This window comes from Acinetobacter sp. ABJ_C5_2 (assembly GCF_044538485.1).
GTDB classification, from domain to species: Bacteria; Pseudomonadota; Gammaproteobacteria; order Pseudomonadales; family Moraxellaceae; genus Acinetobacter; species Acinetobacter nosocomialis_A.
Genome location: NZ_JBIUCS010000028.1, coordinates 1 through 16,010 on the forward strand (window position 1 = coordinate 1; position 16,010 = coordinate 16,010).

At 37.8% G+C, this 16,010-nt stretch carries 21 protein-coding genes; 20 read left to right on the top strand and 1 reads right to left on the bottom strand.

What is annotated here, in order from left to right:
- Positions 1–247 precede the first annotated feature (247 nt).
- Positions 248–388, top strand: coding sequence for a hypothetical protein (locus ACH8JV_RS16260; protein WP_396522474.1), 141 nt, complete (start codon positions 248–250; stop codon positions 386–388).
- Positions 389–673: 285 nt separating this feature from the next.
- The gene (locus ACH8JV_RS16265; protein WP_396522476.1) at positions 674–1,903 is read left to right on the top strand and encodes a DNA-methyltransferase; all 1,230 of its coding nucleotides are present in this window, start codon (positions 674–676) and stop codon (positions 1,901–1,903) included.
- Between the two features lie 53 nt (positions 1,904–1,956).
- Here the strand turns inward: ACH8JV_RS16265 and ACH8JV_RS16270 are convergent, their stop codons facing one another.
- Positions 1,957–2,370 carry a hypothetical protein gene (locus ACH8JV_RS16270; RefSeq protein WP_396522478.1) on the bottom strand — a complete coding sequence of 138 codons (414 nt, stop codon included), beginning with the start codon at positions 2,368–2,370 and terminating at the stop codon, positions 1,957–1,959.
- 437 nt (positions 2,371–2,807) lie between these two features.
- Here ACH8JV_RS16270 and ACH8JV_RS16275 point away from each other — a divergent pair, with 437 nt between their 5' ends.
- The 18 genes from ACH8JV_RS16275 (at position 2,808) to ACH8JV_RS16360 (ending at position 15,844) form a co-directional block, all read left to right on the top strand.
- Positions 2,808–3,029, top strand: a complete 222-nt coding sequence (locus tag ACH8JV_RS16275; RefSeq protein WP_396522480.1) for a hypothetical protein — start codon at positions 2,808–2,810, stop codon at positions 3,027–3,029.
- Between the two features lie 235 nt (positions 3,030–3,264).
- Positions 3,265–3,723, top strand: a complete 459-nt coding sequence (locus ACH8JV_RS16280) for a hypothetical protein (protein ID WP_396522482.1) — start codon at positions 3,265–3,267, stop codon at positions 3,721–3,723.
- A gap of 33 nt (positions 3,724–3,756) precedes the next feature.
- Positions 3,757–4,167 (top strand): hypothetical protein, encoded by a 411-nt coding sequence (locus tag ACH8JV_RS16285; RefSeq protein WP_396522484.1) that lies wholly within the window; start codon positions 3,757–3,759, stop codon positions 4,165–4,167.
- Positions 4,154–4,795 carry a putative metallopeptidase gene (locus ACH8JV_RS16290; RefSeq protein ID WP_396522486.1) on the top strand — a complete coding sequence of 214 codons (642 nt, stop codon included), beginning with the start codon at positions 4,154–4,156 and terminating at the stop codon, positions 4,793–4,795. The genes ACH8JV_RS16285 and ACH8JV_RS16290 overlap by 14 nt, the downstream gene beginning before the upstream one ends.
- Before the next feature lie 59 nt (positions 4,796–4,854).
- On the top strand, positions 4,855–5,412 hold the full coding sequence (locus tag ACH8JV_RS16295; RefSeq protein ID WP_289738653.1) for a DUF2280 domain-containing protein: 558 nt from the start codon (positions 4,855–4,857) through the stop codon (positions 5,410–5,412).
- On the top strand, positions 5,396–6,712 hold the full coding sequence (locus ACH8JV_RS16300; RefSeq protein WP_396522488.1) for a terminase: 1,317 nt from the start codon (positions 5,396–5,398) through the stop codon (positions 6,710–6,712). Before ACH8JV_RS16295 ends, ACH8JV_RS16300 begins: the two co-directional genes overlap by 17 nt.
- Positions 6,713–6,751: 39 nt before the next feature.
- On the top strand, positions 6,752–8,095 hold the full coding sequence (locus ACH8JV_RS16305) for a DUF4055 domain-containing protein (RefSeq protein WP_396522490.1): 1,344 nt from the start codon (positions 6,752–6,754) through the stop codon (positions 8,093–8,095).
- Between the two features lie 9 nt (positions 8,096–8,104).
- Positions 8,105–9,211: a minor capsid protein gene (locus ACH8JV_RS16310; RefSeq protein ID WP_396522492.1), complete on the top strand. Its 1,107-nt coding sequence runs from the start codon at positions 8,105–8,107 to the stop codon at positions 9,209–9,211.
- A gap of 91 nt (positions 9,212–9,302) precedes the next feature.
- The gene (locus ACH8JV_RS16315; RefSeq protein WP_396522494.1) at positions 9,303–9,887 is read left to right on the top strand and encodes a hypothetical protein; all 585 of its coding nucleotides are present in this window, start codon (positions 9,303–9,305) and stop codon (positions 9,885–9,887) included.
- A 392-nt stretch (positions 9,888–10,279) separates the two neighbouring features.
- Positions 10,280–10,534, top strand: a complete 255-nt coding sequence (locus ACH8JV_RS16320) for a hypothetical protein (RefSeq protein WP_396522496.1) — start codon at positions 10,280–10,282, stop codon at positions 10,532–10,534.
- Positions 10,535–10,626: 92 nt separating this feature from the next.
- Positions 10,627–11,487, top strand: coding sequence for an ORF6N domain-containing protein (locus ACH8JV_RS16325; RefSeq protein ID WP_396522498.1), 861 nt, complete (start codon positions 10,627–10,629; stop codon positions 11,485–11,487).
- A gap of 87 nt (positions 11,488–11,574) precedes the next feature.
- Entirely contained in the window at positions 11,575–11,910 is a 336-nt protein-coding gene (locus ACH8JV_RS16330; protein ID WP_396522500.1) for a hypothetical protein, read from the top strand.
- Between the two features lie 302 nt (positions 11,911–12,212).
- Complete coding sequence (locus ACH8JV_RS16335) at positions 12,213–12,944, top strand: hypothetical protein (protein WP_396522502.1); 732 nt, start codon at positions 12,213–12,215, stop codon at positions 12,942–12,944.
- 2 nt (positions 12,945–12,946) lie between these two features.
- Positions 12,947–13,918: a hypothetical protein gene (locus ACH8JV_RS16340; protein WP_002121495.1), complete on the top strand. Its 972-nt coding sequence runs from the start codon at positions 12,947–12,949 to the stop codon at positions 13,916–13,918.
- Positions 13,919–13,960: 42 nt separating this feature from the next.
- Positions 13,961–14,524, top strand: a complete 564-nt coding sequence (locus tag ACH8JV_RS16345) for a HeH/LEM domain protein (protein WP_396522504.1) — start codon at positions 13,961–13,963, stop codon at positions 14,522–14,524.
- Between the two features lie 3 nt (positions 14,525–14,527).
- Positions 14,528–14,905 (top strand): hypothetical protein, encoded by a 378-nt coding sequence (locus ACH8JV_RS16350; protein WP_396522506.1) that lies wholly within the window; start codon positions 14,528–14,530, stop codon positions 14,903–14,905.
- Positions 14,905–15,273 (top strand): glutamate 5-kinase, encoded by a 369-nt coding sequence (locus ACH8JV_RS16355; protein WP_396522508.1) that lies wholly within the window; start codon positions 14,905–14,907, stop codon positions 15,271–15,273. The genes ACH8JV_RS16350 and ACH8JV_RS16355 overlap by 1 nt, the downstream gene beginning before the upstream one ends.
- A 181-nt stretch (positions 15,274–15,454) precedes the next feature.
- Positions 15,455–15,844, top strand: coding sequence for a hypothetical protein (locus ACH8JV_RS16360; RefSeq protein ID WP_396522510.1), 390 nt, complete (start codon positions 15,455–15,457; stop codon positions 15,842–15,844).
- Positions 15,845–16,010: the final 166 nt, after the last annotated feature.

A 16,010-nucleotide genomic window follows, 5' to 3' on the forward strand; every position in this document is an offset into this window, starting at 1 on the left:
TAATTATGCTTTGATCAGGGATAATTATGCATATAAAAGAATTCTATTGGAGATTGCATTGTACAGAAAATAGTTGAATTACAGTTTTACCATTATAAAACTGTAGGATAGATTATCTTTAATCAACGCAGTAGTTCACCAAATAGATTTAAGATAACTAAGTTATATTTATAAATAGCTCATCAAACCATGGGCTTTTTTGATGTCTATGTTATATTTATCTTGATAGATATAAGAGATTTAAGTCATGGATATGGAAGAATACTATTTAGAATTTCCAGATCAAAATCCTGAAAACTTTGATGAACATGGTAATTTAAAGGAAGAAATAGCTATAGAAATAGCATTGGAGAGAGATTTTTTTATCTTGAGAAATTGCAGAAGGTAAAAGACATTCGTGAAGAACAGAAGGCTCTTTTACTAAAACATAAAGGTATTAAATAATCCAATCATTTCTGGTTACTGCAAGGTTCAGATCTACACGAAACGTCTAAATTAGTTTTAGATATCTTTAAAGCACCTGAAAATTAAGTAAAATATATATTGAAAATACATATTTTAATTTGTATTATCAGTATCAAATACTGCGCTGAAAGTTTTTTGTTTTTATGACCCGTTTCTTTTTTGAAGCGGGTTTTTTTATTGACTAATATTTGTGAAAACTGGATTTGAAATGAAACAAGAGTCTTTCGAGCCGAAAGGCTCTTTTTTTATGCTTAATGAAAATGTGCAGTTAGGATTGGGTGATTGTCTTGAGTTGATGAAGCAATTACCTGACGACTTAATAGATAGTATCGTAACCGATCCGCCATACGGCCTAAAATTCATGGGTAAAAAGTGGGATTGCAATGTCCCTGGTGTGGAAATTTGGCAAGAGTGTTTTCGTGTATTAAAGCCTGGTGGACATTTACTTGCATTTGCGGGAACACGTACACAGCACCGTATGGCTTGCAATATTGAAGATGCAGGTTTTGAAATTCGAGACATGATCGCTTGGGTTTACGGTTCTGGTTTTCCAAAGTCTCATGATGTGAGCAAAGCTATTGATAAATTGGCTGGTCATATTGGTGAAACAGACTATATTGCTCAAACTGAAAATAAAATTTATAGCAACAGAAAAGGAAAAGCTGCTGGGGTAGATCGTACACCTGGTGTAAAGCTAAATTCAAAACCACAATCAGAAATGGCAGAACAATGGTCGGGCTGGGGAACAGCTCTAAAACCCGCACTTGAGCCGATTACAGTTGCGCGTAAGCCGTTTAAAGGAACAGTTGCTCAGAATGTTTTGGAGCACGGTACTGGTGCTATAAATATCGATGGGTGTCGAGTTGAGGGTAATGATGTTCTTACTCGAGAATGCAAGGGAATAGCTTCTTCAACGGGGGAGGCATGGAAACGCCCTTTCCATGATTCAGCTGAAGTGCAAATGTTTGGGTCTACTAATGGGCGCTGGCCTGCAAATCTAATACATGATGGTAGTGATGAGGTTTTGGGATTATTCCCAGATAACAAGTCATCACAAACAAAGAAAGATGATGGTCGCTACAATCCAAAACAGTATGCAGATACTGAAAATGGATATTTTGGTGCACGCAATTCACAAAATAGTTATGCAGATAATGGTAGTGCAGCACGTTTCTTCTATTGTGCGAAAGCATCTAAAAAAGACCGTGACGAAGATAATAAGCATCCGACCGTAAAACCTACTGACTTGATGCGCTATCTATGCCGCCTTGTAACGCCACCTAATGGCATGGTACTTGACCCGTTTATGGGGTCTGGGAGCACAGGCAAAGCCGCAATGCTTGAAAGCTTTAAATTTATCGGCATTGAACGTGAACAAGAGTATTTTGAAATTGCTAAAGAGCGTATTTCATGCGTGATGCAAAGCGACTTGCAGTAATAAGAAAATTACCATGCGTTAGATGTGGCTGCCATCACTCACAAGCAGCTCATTCAAATCCTAGCAATCCGGCAGAATGCAACCCCTGAAATAAATCCGCAAAGCAGAGAGAGGATGATCCCAGAAAGGTCAGGTGTTGGTTCAGGGCCACCATTCAACAGATAAAGGTAAGAGTAGAACGTAACTGGTCCTAGTAGAGTACACCAGAGGTATAATCCAGCAGAAGTTAAAGCATTTAACTTACGAAGTAATATAGCCATTGGTAAAACTAGGGCAAAGGTGATGATGTATGTAAATGGAAGTCCAAACATGAGATACATGAGAAAGATCGCAAATGCACCACTAATATCTCCTTGGAAAAGCATAACTGTACCGCATGCTATTCCAATAACTAAAGGAACAACCATAGGTGAGATAAATGCCCCCATTTGCAGGTTTTCTTCATATTGAGGTTCAGGATTTTTCATAATATGTATTCATTAATTGAGTGTTTGTTGGATTAGCTTATCAATTGTGCCACTTTAGCATTGCAAATGGTTTTCCAAAAGATTTTCAATTAGATAAATAAAAGATCTACTGGAATATCTAATCGAGATATACCTGTAAGAAAATGAGAATACTTTGATATTTCGAAAATACGTATTCAATCTATTTGTTAATTGCCAGACGTATTACGGTGCAAATGGCTCCGCTACATACTAGTCATTGGCGGGGCTTTTTATTTTTAAAAGGATATTTTGACAAATATTAAAGATCAGGTTTTTTAGATTAACTCTAATAATGACTAAATGAATTAGTTCACTGTCGAGAATTAAGTTGTTTTAAATCAATAAATTATTATGTATTGATTTCTTTGTGAGACTGTGTTTAAGATGAAATATATTAGATATTTTCAGGATAAATCATGGTAATCGAATCTTTTACACTTTGGTCAGCAGATACTGTAGTTAATCAGCTACACACTGGGTTAGCATACATAAGTAATCCGTTTCAAATTAAAGAACCTACGAAAGATTTTCAGTGTGGGGCAATTAATCAAGTAGTTTCATATTTTAAAAACACCAATGTAGAAGTTGGAGTTTTTGAAAAAGATGGGTTCACAATAATTACTGCCAACAGGAATTGAATTTAGTCACCTTCGGGTGGTTTTATTGGATTTAATATATGAAAAATGAAATCGGTTTTTATGTTTCTGTACGCCAAATCCCCCTAGAATGAGTTTCCTACTTTTACCATATAAAAATATTTATTTTTTAATTGTCCAGATGAGCTTTAAATCATTAAAAAAATAACAATACTTAAATTTATTTTTATATTAGATAGTTTAAATATTTAGTAAAGCAACTAGATGTGACGTTTTTATGGGTGTTGATCAGTTTCCACCACACTATATTGAAATGTTTTCTAATATAGATTGTAGTGATAGTAAATTATATTTAGAAAGAAAAGTTAACTGGAGATCAATCGAAAATCTTCCAAAGTGTCAACTCGGACTAAGTTATCCTAAGTTTGAAGATATTGTTTGGCAAAAAGTACACTTTGATTATGATGAGCTCTTGTTGATTAATGCTAAAGAGCTACTAGATAGATTTGATGGACAGGGATATCTGTTAAGTGCTTTTAAATACCATAGAATTCGTAGAGAACTATCCAGAAACAGTGAGGAACTTCCTTTCTTTTATTCTGAGGTATTTCTTGATGATGATGGTCAATATAGATTGTTAAATGGGCGCCATAGACTAAATGCTTTGATGAATATTTATGGTCTTGAATATATAACAGTTAAAAAAATGAGAGACGATATTTTTAAGAAAGATTAAACCCACTAATGTGGGTTTTTTTATGGGTGAGATATGGACGATCAAGAGTACTTTTGGCTTACACGGAAAAATGAACCCAAAACTAAACCGAAAAGCAGACCATTGCCAAAGGCTAAAGAAAAATATCTGGAAGCTGAAGAAACTTTATTTAAAGAATTAGAAGAGCATCGAATTGGATATCGAAGAAAATTTCAATTTGAATCAACCAAAAATTGGCGGTTTGATTTTTATATAGTGAAGTTGAATCTTCTTATAGAAATTGCTGGCAGTCCTTGGGCAGTTGGTCGCGGTGGCACAAAGATAGCAAATTCATTTAATAAATATGATCTAGCTTTAGATCGGGGTTATGTATTTGAGCGTTTTGAACCTCACCAAATTGAATCAGGTTATGCAATTAACTGGATTAAAAGCGAATTAGCGAGAATTGAAAATGGAACAAATTAGGCCATTCCCACCAACTGACTTTATTGATCAAGCAGAAGAAGAGGAAGCAATCCGTATAATTCCAGCACCAGACCTAAAGAAATGGGTTATCGCTAATTATTTAACGATTGGTGGGCCTCTTCATAACCCAGATCATGATCATATAGCTGAACTACATCACGACAATGAAGAGTTTTTAGCATTTGCTTGGGCTTCATCTGCATGTGTTGCTAAAAAACGTATGGTACTAGGCCAATGTGAAAAGGTGATGTTTAACCAAGGTGGTTGGAAGAAAGCTCGCCAAGAGCAGCAAATGCGCGATTGGTTTGGCTATGTGCCTGTATATCTAATTACTATTGATTCTAGTTATTGCGACCAAGCTACTGACACAGACTTTTGCGCTTTAATCGAACATGAGCTTTATCACATTGGGGTTGAGCGTGATGAAGATGGCGAAGCTCTTTACGGTGAAGTGACTGGCTTGCCAAAGCATTATTTGGCCGGACATGATGTTGAAGAGTTTATCGGTGTTACTAAACGATGGGGAGCGGACGAGAGCGTGAAGCGACTAGTTGAAGTGGCGAAACAAGCGCCGTTTGTATCTGATGTAAATATTTCCAAGTGCTGTGGAACTTGTCTAATCAGTTGAGCCATTTGGCTCATTTTTTTTGACTTGTTTCCTTGATGAGCCTTGATGGATTTTGAATAATGGCAAAGCTAAAAAAAGCCGAGCAACTCTTTATAGTTCGGTCACTTGCAGAATTCATGACACCTACTGAAGTTGTTAAAGCTATCAAGGAAACTTTCAATATTGATGTATCACCACAGCAAGTTGAAGCTTATGACCCGACTAAGGTTGCAGGACGTGATTTAAGGAAAGAGTACAAGGTCGTTTTTGACACAGCACGAGAAGAATATCTAAAACAGCCAATTCAGAATATTAGTGGTGCCAATGATATTGTTCAGTTGAGAATTCTAAGTGATTTGCTTTGGGCTAAGAAAAACAACGTGACCATGACAATAAAGATTGTGGACCAAATGCAGAAAATCATGAATGGTTTTTATGACAAGAAAGCTGACCAAGGGAATAAAGGTAAAAATACTCAAGAAGGTCAAACAAAAGCCGAGGTAGAGCTCGAGATTAAAAAACTTGAGCTTCAGAAGTTACAGCGTGAAGTGAATCCACCTGAGTATCGTCCACCTGAAGAGGATTACAAGCTTGTGCTGAATCCTGATGAGGAGATACCAAATGAGCCAATTCTTTAATCCTCCTGAAGGTTCAGTTCAATTAACGCCAAAACAGGCGAACATCTACTTATGGGGATGGCAAGTAGAAGCCCGTTTCCGTGATGCTGTTTGCGGCCGTCGTTTTGGTAAAACTTTCTTGGCCAAAGCAGAAATGCGAAGAGCCGCAAGACTAGCGGCTAAATGGAATGTTTCTGTTGAGGATGAAATCTGGTATGCAGCACCTACATTTAAGCAAGCTAAACGGGTTTTCTGGAAGCGATTAAAACAAGCAATCCCAGCTTCATGGCGAGCAGGGAAGCCGAATGAAACCGAATGTTCAATTACTTTAAGAAGTGGCCATATTATCCGTGTTGTCGGTCTAGATAACTACGATGACCTTCGAGGATCTGGCTTATTTTTCTTAATTATTGATGAATGGGCTGATTGTAAATGGGCTGCATGGGAAGAAGTGCTTCGCCCGATGCTTTCTACCTGTAAGTATGTGGTTAATGGCGAGCAGCGAGTAGGTGGCCATGTTTTAAGGATTGGAACACCCAAAGGTTTTAACCATTGCTATGACACGTTCATGGACGGTCAGCTAGGGCACGAGCCAGATTGTAAAAGCTTTTCATATACATCCCTTCAGGGTGGAAATATTCCTGAGTCTGAGATCATTGTCGCTAAGCGCAAAATGGATCCTAAGACATTTAGCCAGGAATATGAAGCAAGCTTTGAGAGCTATCAAGGCGTCATCTACTATTGTTTTAACCGGTTGCTAAGTGCATCTAGTGAAACAGTTAAGGCTAATGATGTTCTTCATGTGGGAATGGACTTCAACGTAACCAAAATGGCTGCTGTTGTATATGTCCGTCGTGGTGAACATATGCATGCGGTCGATGAGTTCGTTAATCTCTTTGATACCCCAGCAATGATTGAAGCTATTCAGGAGCTTTACCCTAAACATGAAATTGCAGTTTATCCCGATGCCTCGGGTGAGAACCGGAAGTCGAGCAATGCTAGTGAAACGGATCTGGCTTTACTAAGAAAGGCTGGTTTTAAAGTACATGTAAACAGTAGAAACCCAGCAGTGAAAGATCGTATTAACTCAATGAACGGTATGCTCTGCAATACTTTGTCTGAGCGCAGATTATTCGTAAATGTAGATAAATGTCCTCACTTTGCAAAATGCCTAGAGCGACAAATCTATGATGATTATGGGCAGCCGGATAAGAGTGCCGGTTTTGACCATATGAATGATGCAGGTACATATCCAATCGCTTATTTATTCCCGATCGATAAGAAATCTGTTGGAGTTCGAAGGATTCGCGGGATGTCTTAAACAATGCACCTTTTTAGGTGCTTTTTTATTGGTGTTTTTATGGCAGTTACTGATAAACATCCGCAGTATATTGCTGCACAAAAAAGCTGGTTGATTATGCGTGACGCCGTTGCCGGTGAAGAGCAAATCAAACAGGCACAAACAAAGTACTTAGCTAAATCGGCTGGTATGATTGAGGCTGAAAAGCAGGGAGATACAGCTGGAGAAATCTATAAAGCTTATCTAAGCCGTGCTCAGTATCCACTTTGGGTTCAAGATTCTCTTCGTACGATGATTGGTTTGGTCTCAAAGCTAGAGCCAAATATCGTAATTGATAGCAGTTTGCTAAAAGGACTTGTCACTAATGCAACAAATGATGGATTTGGCCTTAAACAACTCTTTATCAGAATTTGCTTAGAGTTACTGGAATATGGCCGCTGTGGATTACTGGTTGATGTTGATGCTAATGGCGTGCCTTACTTCGCGCTTTACGATGCTTTATCGATTATTAACTGGAAGGAAAACAGCATTGGTGGTCGCAAAGATTTAAAGCTTTTGGTGCTCGAGGAGCAATTTGATAATAGTGAAGATGAATTTGGCCATAACACAAAGACAGTTCATCGTGTTTTATCAATGACAGAAGGAGCTTTATCAGTACGTTTATTTGATGGTTCTAAGGAAGAAGATAAAACACCTGGTCTAGGTGGTAATCTGCTTTCTTTTACTCCATTTGTTTTTTGCGGTACCACTGATAATTCACCGGATGTCGGTACAGTCCCACTTTTGACAATGGCTAAAGCTGCTTTGAAGTATTACCAGCTCAGTGCTGATTATTTTCAGTCACTTCACCATACAGCGCACCCTCAGCCATGGATAAACGGTATTGATGATGAAGATCCCGATCTTAGCGTTACAGGTGTAATGGCTGTCTGGAGCCTGCCAAAAGAATCACAATGCGGTTATTTGGAAATTTCAGGTAATGGTATTGAACTCACCAAGCATGAAATGGATGCGCAAAAGAATGCCGCTCTAGAAGCTGGAGCAAAGGTGATTGATACCAACTCACAAGAGTCAGGTGAAGCACGCCGTGCGCGTCAGGATGACCAACAAGCAAGCCTACATAGTATTGTTACTTGTGCTGCTGCGGCTATTGAGCAGGCAATTAAATATGCTGCGCAGTGGCTAAAGTTAGATCCGTCTAAATACACATTCACAGTCGAACCAGAATTTATTGTCCAGCAATACGACATCAATCTTGCTAAGCAGCTTTATGAAGGAGCTATAGCTAGCAAGAACTCATTCCAAACCTATTGGGAATATATCGCTACTGGTAAGTTACCAGCTCATGATTTTCAGGAAGAGTTGAAGCGTGTTGAAAGTGAGCGAGATAGGATGCCGTTGTAGGAGTATTAAATGGCCTCAAAAGAAGATAAATCACTGCTCGAGGTACTAACTCAACACCAAGCATATTTGTATAGAGCTTCTTCTCAATCAGTTAATGAGTTACTAACAATCTTTAATGATGAGTCAGCTTTAATGCTAGCTAAGCTTCGGGACTTGTTAGATGAGTTAAGTGATTCTGAAAAAGCAGCTCTTGCAGCAGGTCTTTATACTACTTCCAACCTCAAGGAGATACGAGACTTAATTTCTGGCTGGCATACAAGTCTAACTTCTTCATTGCCTGAAGCCTTTGCTGTCTCTGCTACTGCAATGGCTGTATATGAAGCTAATTACACAGCTAAGTTATACGGCGGCAAGATTAATAAACCTAACGGTGAAAGGCTGTTTACTGCTGCTAAGAAGGTCCCTTTAGTTGGTGGGGCTCTTGTAGATGATCTTCTAAGTAAGATTGCTGAAAGCGCACGTCAAAAGGTCGAATATGCTATCCGTGACGGGATTAGCTCAGGCAAAACTAATCAGGAAATCGTCCAGCGGATTCGTGGTACCAAACGCCTTAATTATGAAGATGGCTTATTAACTAGTTCCAAAACTGATATTGATCGTACTGTAAGAACTGTACGGAGCCATGTGGCGAATCAAGCATATTTAGACACTTTCAATAAAATCGGTTTTGAGTATGTCCGTTTTGTAAGTGTTTTGGATGGTAGAACAACAAAATTATGTGCTTCTTTAGACGGCTCTGTTTGGGAAGTGAATGATCCGGCAAAACGAGTACCGCCGTTACATCCTAATTGTCGCAGTATCTTGGTACCAGTCGAGAAAGATGGTCAACTTGTCGGTGAACGTCCATTTGTGATGGATGAGCGGCGAGTGAAGGACATTCCAAAAGAAGAGCGTAGTCAACTCATCGGCCAATTGGATGCCAATACAACGTTCAGAGAGTTCTTCAAGAAGACTGATGATTTCTTTCAGAAAGAATGGTTGGGGCCAAAGCGTTTTAAGCTCTATAAAGAAGGGAAGTTTGATTTTGATAAGTTCTTTGATCCAGATGGGCGGTTATACACATTGGATCAGCTTAGAAGGTTGGATGAGAAGGTTTTTAGAAATTTTGAACTGTAATCATTGTTCTTAAAAGTGATTTATTTTATTAAAATTTTATATATCATAATGTTAATATAACTTATAGAGTAAATCATAGAGTCTAAATTGAATGACAAAGATCCTTCTAAAATCACTACTCATTCTATCTTTTATAAATTTTATTTCTGGTTGCGATGATTCTAAATGGTTAAAGCAAAACGATTTATATGACAAAGAAGTTGAATTGGTACAAGCACCAGGCAGTAACTGGATTCCTTCAAAATATATTGAGGAACAGAGTGGAAAGGTTACATATAACTTTGCAACTGCAAGTGAGCTTTTAAATACTACAGCTGAACCATATTCTAAGGATTCACGTTTAATATTCCTCTATAAGCAAGAACCCAATAATAATAGTATTTTATTAACTGTAACTAGAGGGCTTGCTATTTGTCCTGAAGCTGATTGTGACGTCATATTCAAATTTGATGAAGAAAAACCTGTAAAAGTTAAAATGTTTGTATTAGATGATTTTGATGGACATTCTTTTCAAATTAGAAGTGCTCAAGATAAGGAAAAAATTATTAAGTTGCTTAAGAAAAGTAAGCAGTTAAAAGTAGATATATCTTTAATCAATAATGGAGTTAAAACAGCACAATTCGATATTTCTGATTTTAACAATGTTTTTGAACGGTTTTTGAAAGGAAGTAATTGATTTAAATTAAAAATTAATTTTGATGAAGGTATTTAAATCTAATTTTTATTCTGTTTTTAGCAGCTTGCTTTGATAGGGATTCTGATAGCCGTATGGTAAGGAAACAGGCTTACCTGCGAAAGAATGTGATGTTTACGGTTGTGTAAAACTCAGGACTATAAATAAACATACGTTATCTATCACCCTCAGGCTGCTTTTTCATTCCCAAAATATAAATGGATATAAAGAATTGCTCCAAAAATATAAAGAAAAAACTGTCTTTACCTAATTTTTTTATACGTTTATGTATATTTTCACTAATTTTTATACGTTTACGCATAAAATGGGCTATAAATTTATAGGTTTTTGGCTATATTTCTATAGCCTATTTATATTTTGGAATTTTTGTCTCTATGTCTGACTCAAATGGCAATCGTAGTCTCACACCTGAACAACTTGAAAGTGTTGGCAAGGCCTTATATGGCAATGGTTATAAAATTCAACTTGCTGAGTTCTTAGGTGTCGATAGACGCAGGATTAATCATTGGTTAGATGGGGATAGACCTATACCTAAAGGTATAACAAGTGAACTATTTATGCATGCACAACATAGACAAGTTGAAGTTACTCAAACTGTTGAGCTGCTAAAAAAAATATTAGATCAGTAAATCTTGATTTTGTGCCCAAAATGAGCACATAATTATGGCAAGATAAAAGACAGAGCAGTAGGGCGCTGTCATGTACCACAAGGTGGCTTGCTATGAACATTGTTGCAAATATAAATGATAAAGAAGTTTCCGTTATTAACTATAAGACTATTCCAGTTGTCACTACTGAAATTCTTGCAGACTTATATGGAACTGAAAATATTCGTATACAACAAAACTATATAAGAAATCTGGAACGTTTTGTTGAAGGTAAACATTTCTTTAAATTAGTTGGTGAAGAATTAAGACATTTTAAAAAAGCACTAACTAGCTTAAAGATAGTCAGTCCAAATGCACGAGCATTAACACTCTGGACTGAACGTGGCGCTGCACGTCATGCCAAGATGCTAGACACAGATCAAGCATGGGAAGTGTTTGAGCAATTAGAAGATTGTTACTTTCATCGAAAAGATATTCTGTCCAAAACTCATAAATCAGAACGTGAACCACTCACCAGTGCTGTAAATATGCTTGTGTCTAAAACCAAGCACTTGAACTATAGCGAAGCATATAAATTGGTTCATCAACGGTTCAACGTTAAAAGTATTGACGAAATTCCATACGATGTAATCCCAATCGCCGTTGAGTATGTGCATCACTTGATTGCTTTATATAGTCAAGCCGATAAGAAACAGCAATATGAATCTAAACATGTAGATTCTATAGCTCGTCACATGCTTTGGCTTAATCACTGGTGGTCTGAGTTTGGAGAGTCTATCCGAAAACTTGGTCCATCTATGGGACATGGAATCCATGACCACTTTAAGTTCGGTGCTGAGGATGCTAGGCAGTTAGTAGGTAGAGAAGTCTATATGCCTATATTTGAATTAGCTAAAACTCATGACTGGCATAAAGGCGGGGTTGGGTTTAAAGAGCTTTTGAGTTGTGAAGGAATTTATTTAGCTTCACAGTAGATTACTTGTTATGTAATACCACTTTCGAGTGGTATTAGTTTTATAAAATATGTTAAATTGTAAAGACTTAATAATTAATATTTAAAGATGTTCCAGATTAAACCAATTACACCGTTAAAGATAACAGGCTTAATACTCATTTGTATAATTGTGTTTATAGTACACAAATGTACTTATTCTGAAGAGAACATCAATCGAGTAGAACCAATTTTATATAGTAGTCCTCAAATTAAAAAAACTTTTGGAGAAGTTGAAGAGTATAAAATAAAGAAATATGCAATTTCATTTGGAACATATCCTGATAAAAAAGCGTATCGCTATACTCTTTATGTTAAAGGATCTAGAGACAATGGATATATTACACTTTATGTAGATCCCAATAAGGAAAGTAAAGATTATCCTTATCGAATTGATTTTTATTAATGGCCACCTTTAGGTGGTTTTTTTATGCTCGAAATTACAAAGCAAACCCGAAGATCGAATATCAAAAACTGAGTTAAAGGTAGATAAAAAATGAGCGAAAAAGGTGCTGATCGTGCAGGGTTAATGCAGTCAATTACCAATTTGGGCTTAGCCTTAGGAATCATTGTTATCGCGATTATTTTGGCACTGAAATAATCGCACTCTTACTTACGTACCGCCTTTGGGCGGTTTTTTATTGCCTGAAGCTAAGCAGAAGGTCCAACAATTAAACCCGCTAAGCGGTATCTCTAGGAGATTTTTAAATGCCAGACGAAATCAAAGTTGATTTGGAAAATCCTGAAATTAAAGCAGCTATTCAAACCGCCGTTGATGAAGCTGTTAAAGGTCTTAAAGATAAGAATGCAGAACTTATCAAAGATAAAAAAGAGTTGAAAGATGAACTAGGTTCACTGAAATCAAAGGTTGACGGGTTGGATCTGGATGCAATCAAGGTCTTGCTTGATAAATCAAATCAGGATGAAGAATCCAAACTTATTGCTGAAGGCAAAATTGAAGAAGTTATTCAGAAACGCACCGAGAAAATGCGAGAAGAGCATGAAAAGGTACTAAAGGCTGAGAAAGATCGAGCTGACAAAGCAGAAACTTATGCAAATAAATTTCGTCAGTCCGTAATTCAAGGTCAGATCGTTCAGGCTGCAATTGAAATGGGTGCTTTGAGCGAAGCAACCGCAGATATCGCATTTTTAGCTCAATCACAGTTCTCATTAGACGAAAACGGCAAGGCAGTTTCTGTCGACGCGAATGGTGAAGTGGTAATCGGTAAAGACGGTACTAACCCAGTAACTCCTAAGGAGTGGGTAGAAGGACTGCGAGAAAGCAAACCTTACTTCTGGCCTAAAGCAAATGGTTCTGGTTCACCTGGTTCAGGAACTTCAATTAAGAAATGGTCTGACTATACAGAAGTTGAGCGAGCAGCTTTAGCTCGTGAAAACCCAACAGCTTTCCAACAATTATTGCAAACAAAAGGTAAATAAATATGCCAGCCACCCAATTAAAAGATATTTTCGTTGGTGAATATTACGCGACTTTAGATCCAGTAAACTCACCAGAAAAAACAGCAGTTTATCAATCCGGTATTGTTACTAAAAATGAAGCCTTAGATGCAATTGCCAACAATGGCCAAGGCACTTCAACTATTTCATATTGGCAAGATCTTGATGCTAATGAAGAGCCAAACACTTCTACAGATGATCCTGATCAAAAAGGTAAAGTGGGTAAAGCTACTCAAGGCAGTATGCAAGCACGAACTCTTTATCTTAACAAACCTTATGGTGTAGCAGATTTAACAACCGAACTGGCCAATAGTGAGCCTATGCAACACATTCGTAACCGATATGGAAAGTATTGGGAGCGTCAATGGCAGCGTTACTTATTAGGTGCAGCTCGAGGAATTATTGCATCTAACATTGCTAATAATTCTGGTGACATGGTTATTGATGCTGGAGCAACAATGACCGCTGATGCTATGCAAGATGCTGCATTTACCGCTGGTGATGCTGCTGATCAGTTTGCTGCTATTGGTGTTCATTCAGCTGTAATGAAACAAATGGTGAAGAAAGACCTGATCCAGTACATCCAAGATTCACAAGGTCGAATCATTTTAACAACCTATCTGGGTAAACCAATCTTCATGGATGATGGCCTTACCTATGGTTCTAAGCAATATCTAACGATGTTCTTTGGTACCGGTGCGTTTGGCTATGGTGAAGGAACTCCAGCTAATCCTGTTGGCTTGCAACGTGATGAGCTTGGTGGTAACGGTGGTGGTTCAGAAACTATTGTTGAACGTAAAACTTATATTTTACAACCTGCTGGTTTTTCTTGGGAAGGTGAAAAGGATCCAAATAAAACACCAACAATTGGCCAATATTCGGACGGCTCAAATTGGAAACGAGTGTTCGACCGTAAACTTGTCCCATTTGCTGCAGTTATTTCTGGCACACCTTAATAAACATGGCGACTTCGGTCGCCTTTGTTTTTGGAGATAAAAGTGAAAGTAATTTATACAAATACTATTCCTGAAAATCGTGACCACAATGCATGTTACCGAACATCATTTTTAGGTGTTATTGGTGAAGCTTCGTTAGTACATGTAGAGGATGATTTCCCAAACGCCGATGAAGTTCGAGAAGCATATTCACATTTAGGTGAAATGACAGAACAAACCTTTACAGACGGCACACTTGTCCCTGTTGAGCAATTTGATGCTGTAGTGGCGAAATTAGCAAAAGCAGAAGAAGAGTCTGAAGCTGAAATTACTCGTTTAAAAGGCGAGCTTGCTGAAGCTAATCAGGCAGTATTGACTGCCGAAGAACAAACTGCCACAGCCAAAGGTGAGTTTGCATCCTTCTTAAATGATATTGAAGCAATGAAGGCTCGTATTGCAGAACTTGAAGCGGGCAAGGGAACGCCTGATCCATTAGATGGCCCAACACCAGGTGATTATGAAAACTGGAAAGTTGATCAAATCAAAGCATATCTGACTGATAAAGGTATCGAGTACAAACAGTCAGCATCTAAGCCAGAGTTAATCGCACTTATCCCGAAGGAATAATCCATGAGCTTTATCACTGAACAAGAAGCAATTGAACGTGTAGCAGGCTTTAATGCTTTATCTGACAGTGATAAAGCTGACTATCTTGAAAAGTCGGAAGCTTACTTATTAGCGCGTAACGTCAAGCCTTATGAAGATTTAACAATGGTCCCTAAAGCCTTAAAAACAGCGTCATTTGAAGTCATTAAAGGCATCATGAAGGGTGAGCTATATCAAGGTCAAGAACAGGCATTAAAGCGAAAAAAAGTGAAAGCTGAGGTTGAGTCTGAAAAGGAATATCAAGACGGATCTGTAAAGCTTAATGCAACTGAACAATACATTCTTGATTTGATCAAGCCATATTGTAAACGTCGATCAGTGATCTTTATTAGGAAAATCTAATGAGCTTAAGAGACGAGATTCAGGCTGATATTGCTGAAGCATTTAATGAAGATTTAGCGGATGCCGTTCATCCCTTTACATGTGACCGCGTTGTTAGTACGAATTGGAATCCTAAAACGAATACTTCAGAAGATGTTGTTGAGCGTTATGAAGGGCGTGGGGTTTTGTTTGGTTCATATAACCAATATGAGATTTTGACACTTGGAGTTTTAGCAACTGATAAGAAGGCTATTGTGCTGCAGAATGAAGTTACCAAAGTGCCAAAAATTGATGATGAATGGAGTACGGCGCAAGGTACATTTCGAATTATTCATATTAAACAAGACCCAATCAGTGCAAGCTGGAAATGTCAGTTGAGGAAAGTTTAATGACTTGGTCAGTTTACAAGATTTATGACAGCGTTCAGGTAGTGCCTGACGATGATCTTAAGCCCCATTCATTAATACATTGTGAATGCCATCCCAATTATAAGGATGGCATTTTTATTCATAGCTCATTTGATGGTAGAGAAGCGACTGAAACGCCTTTGCCAAGTTAAAAGGTTAGTCCATGGTTAATACTGATTATGTGCCTGAGTGGTATATCACACCTTTCCAACATGTCCAGTACACACTAGCTAGAAATCAGCTTCACATGGATCTGTTATTCGAGGACATGAATAACGTTGATAAGTTCTTGTCTGTTGAAGGCGCAGCGGCACAAGTTGATTTCTATTCTGATGGTACTTATGCAGTTGTTCAACTTGGTGATACTTCAGAAAGGAATTTAATTGAAGTGTACGGATTGCTTTTACATGAAGCAGTTCATGTTTGGCAGAAGGTTAAGAAGTTGATGGGAGAAAAAGAGCCCAGTTCAGAATTTGAGGCTTATTCAATTCAATCGATTGCTCAAGACTTTTTTGAAATGTATGAAGAAAGCGAGATGAGAAATGTTCCATAGCGTGAATGATGGCAAAGGTAATCGCAGAATATATGTGAATAGCAATGAAATTAAACGTGTTCTTTGGGCGAATGAGGAACAGGGTTTGGTTTGTTGCTTTCAGTATCCATATAAGATTAATAAGCGCAAAGGTGGGCTTTGCACAAGAATATTGCGTGGCAAAGTT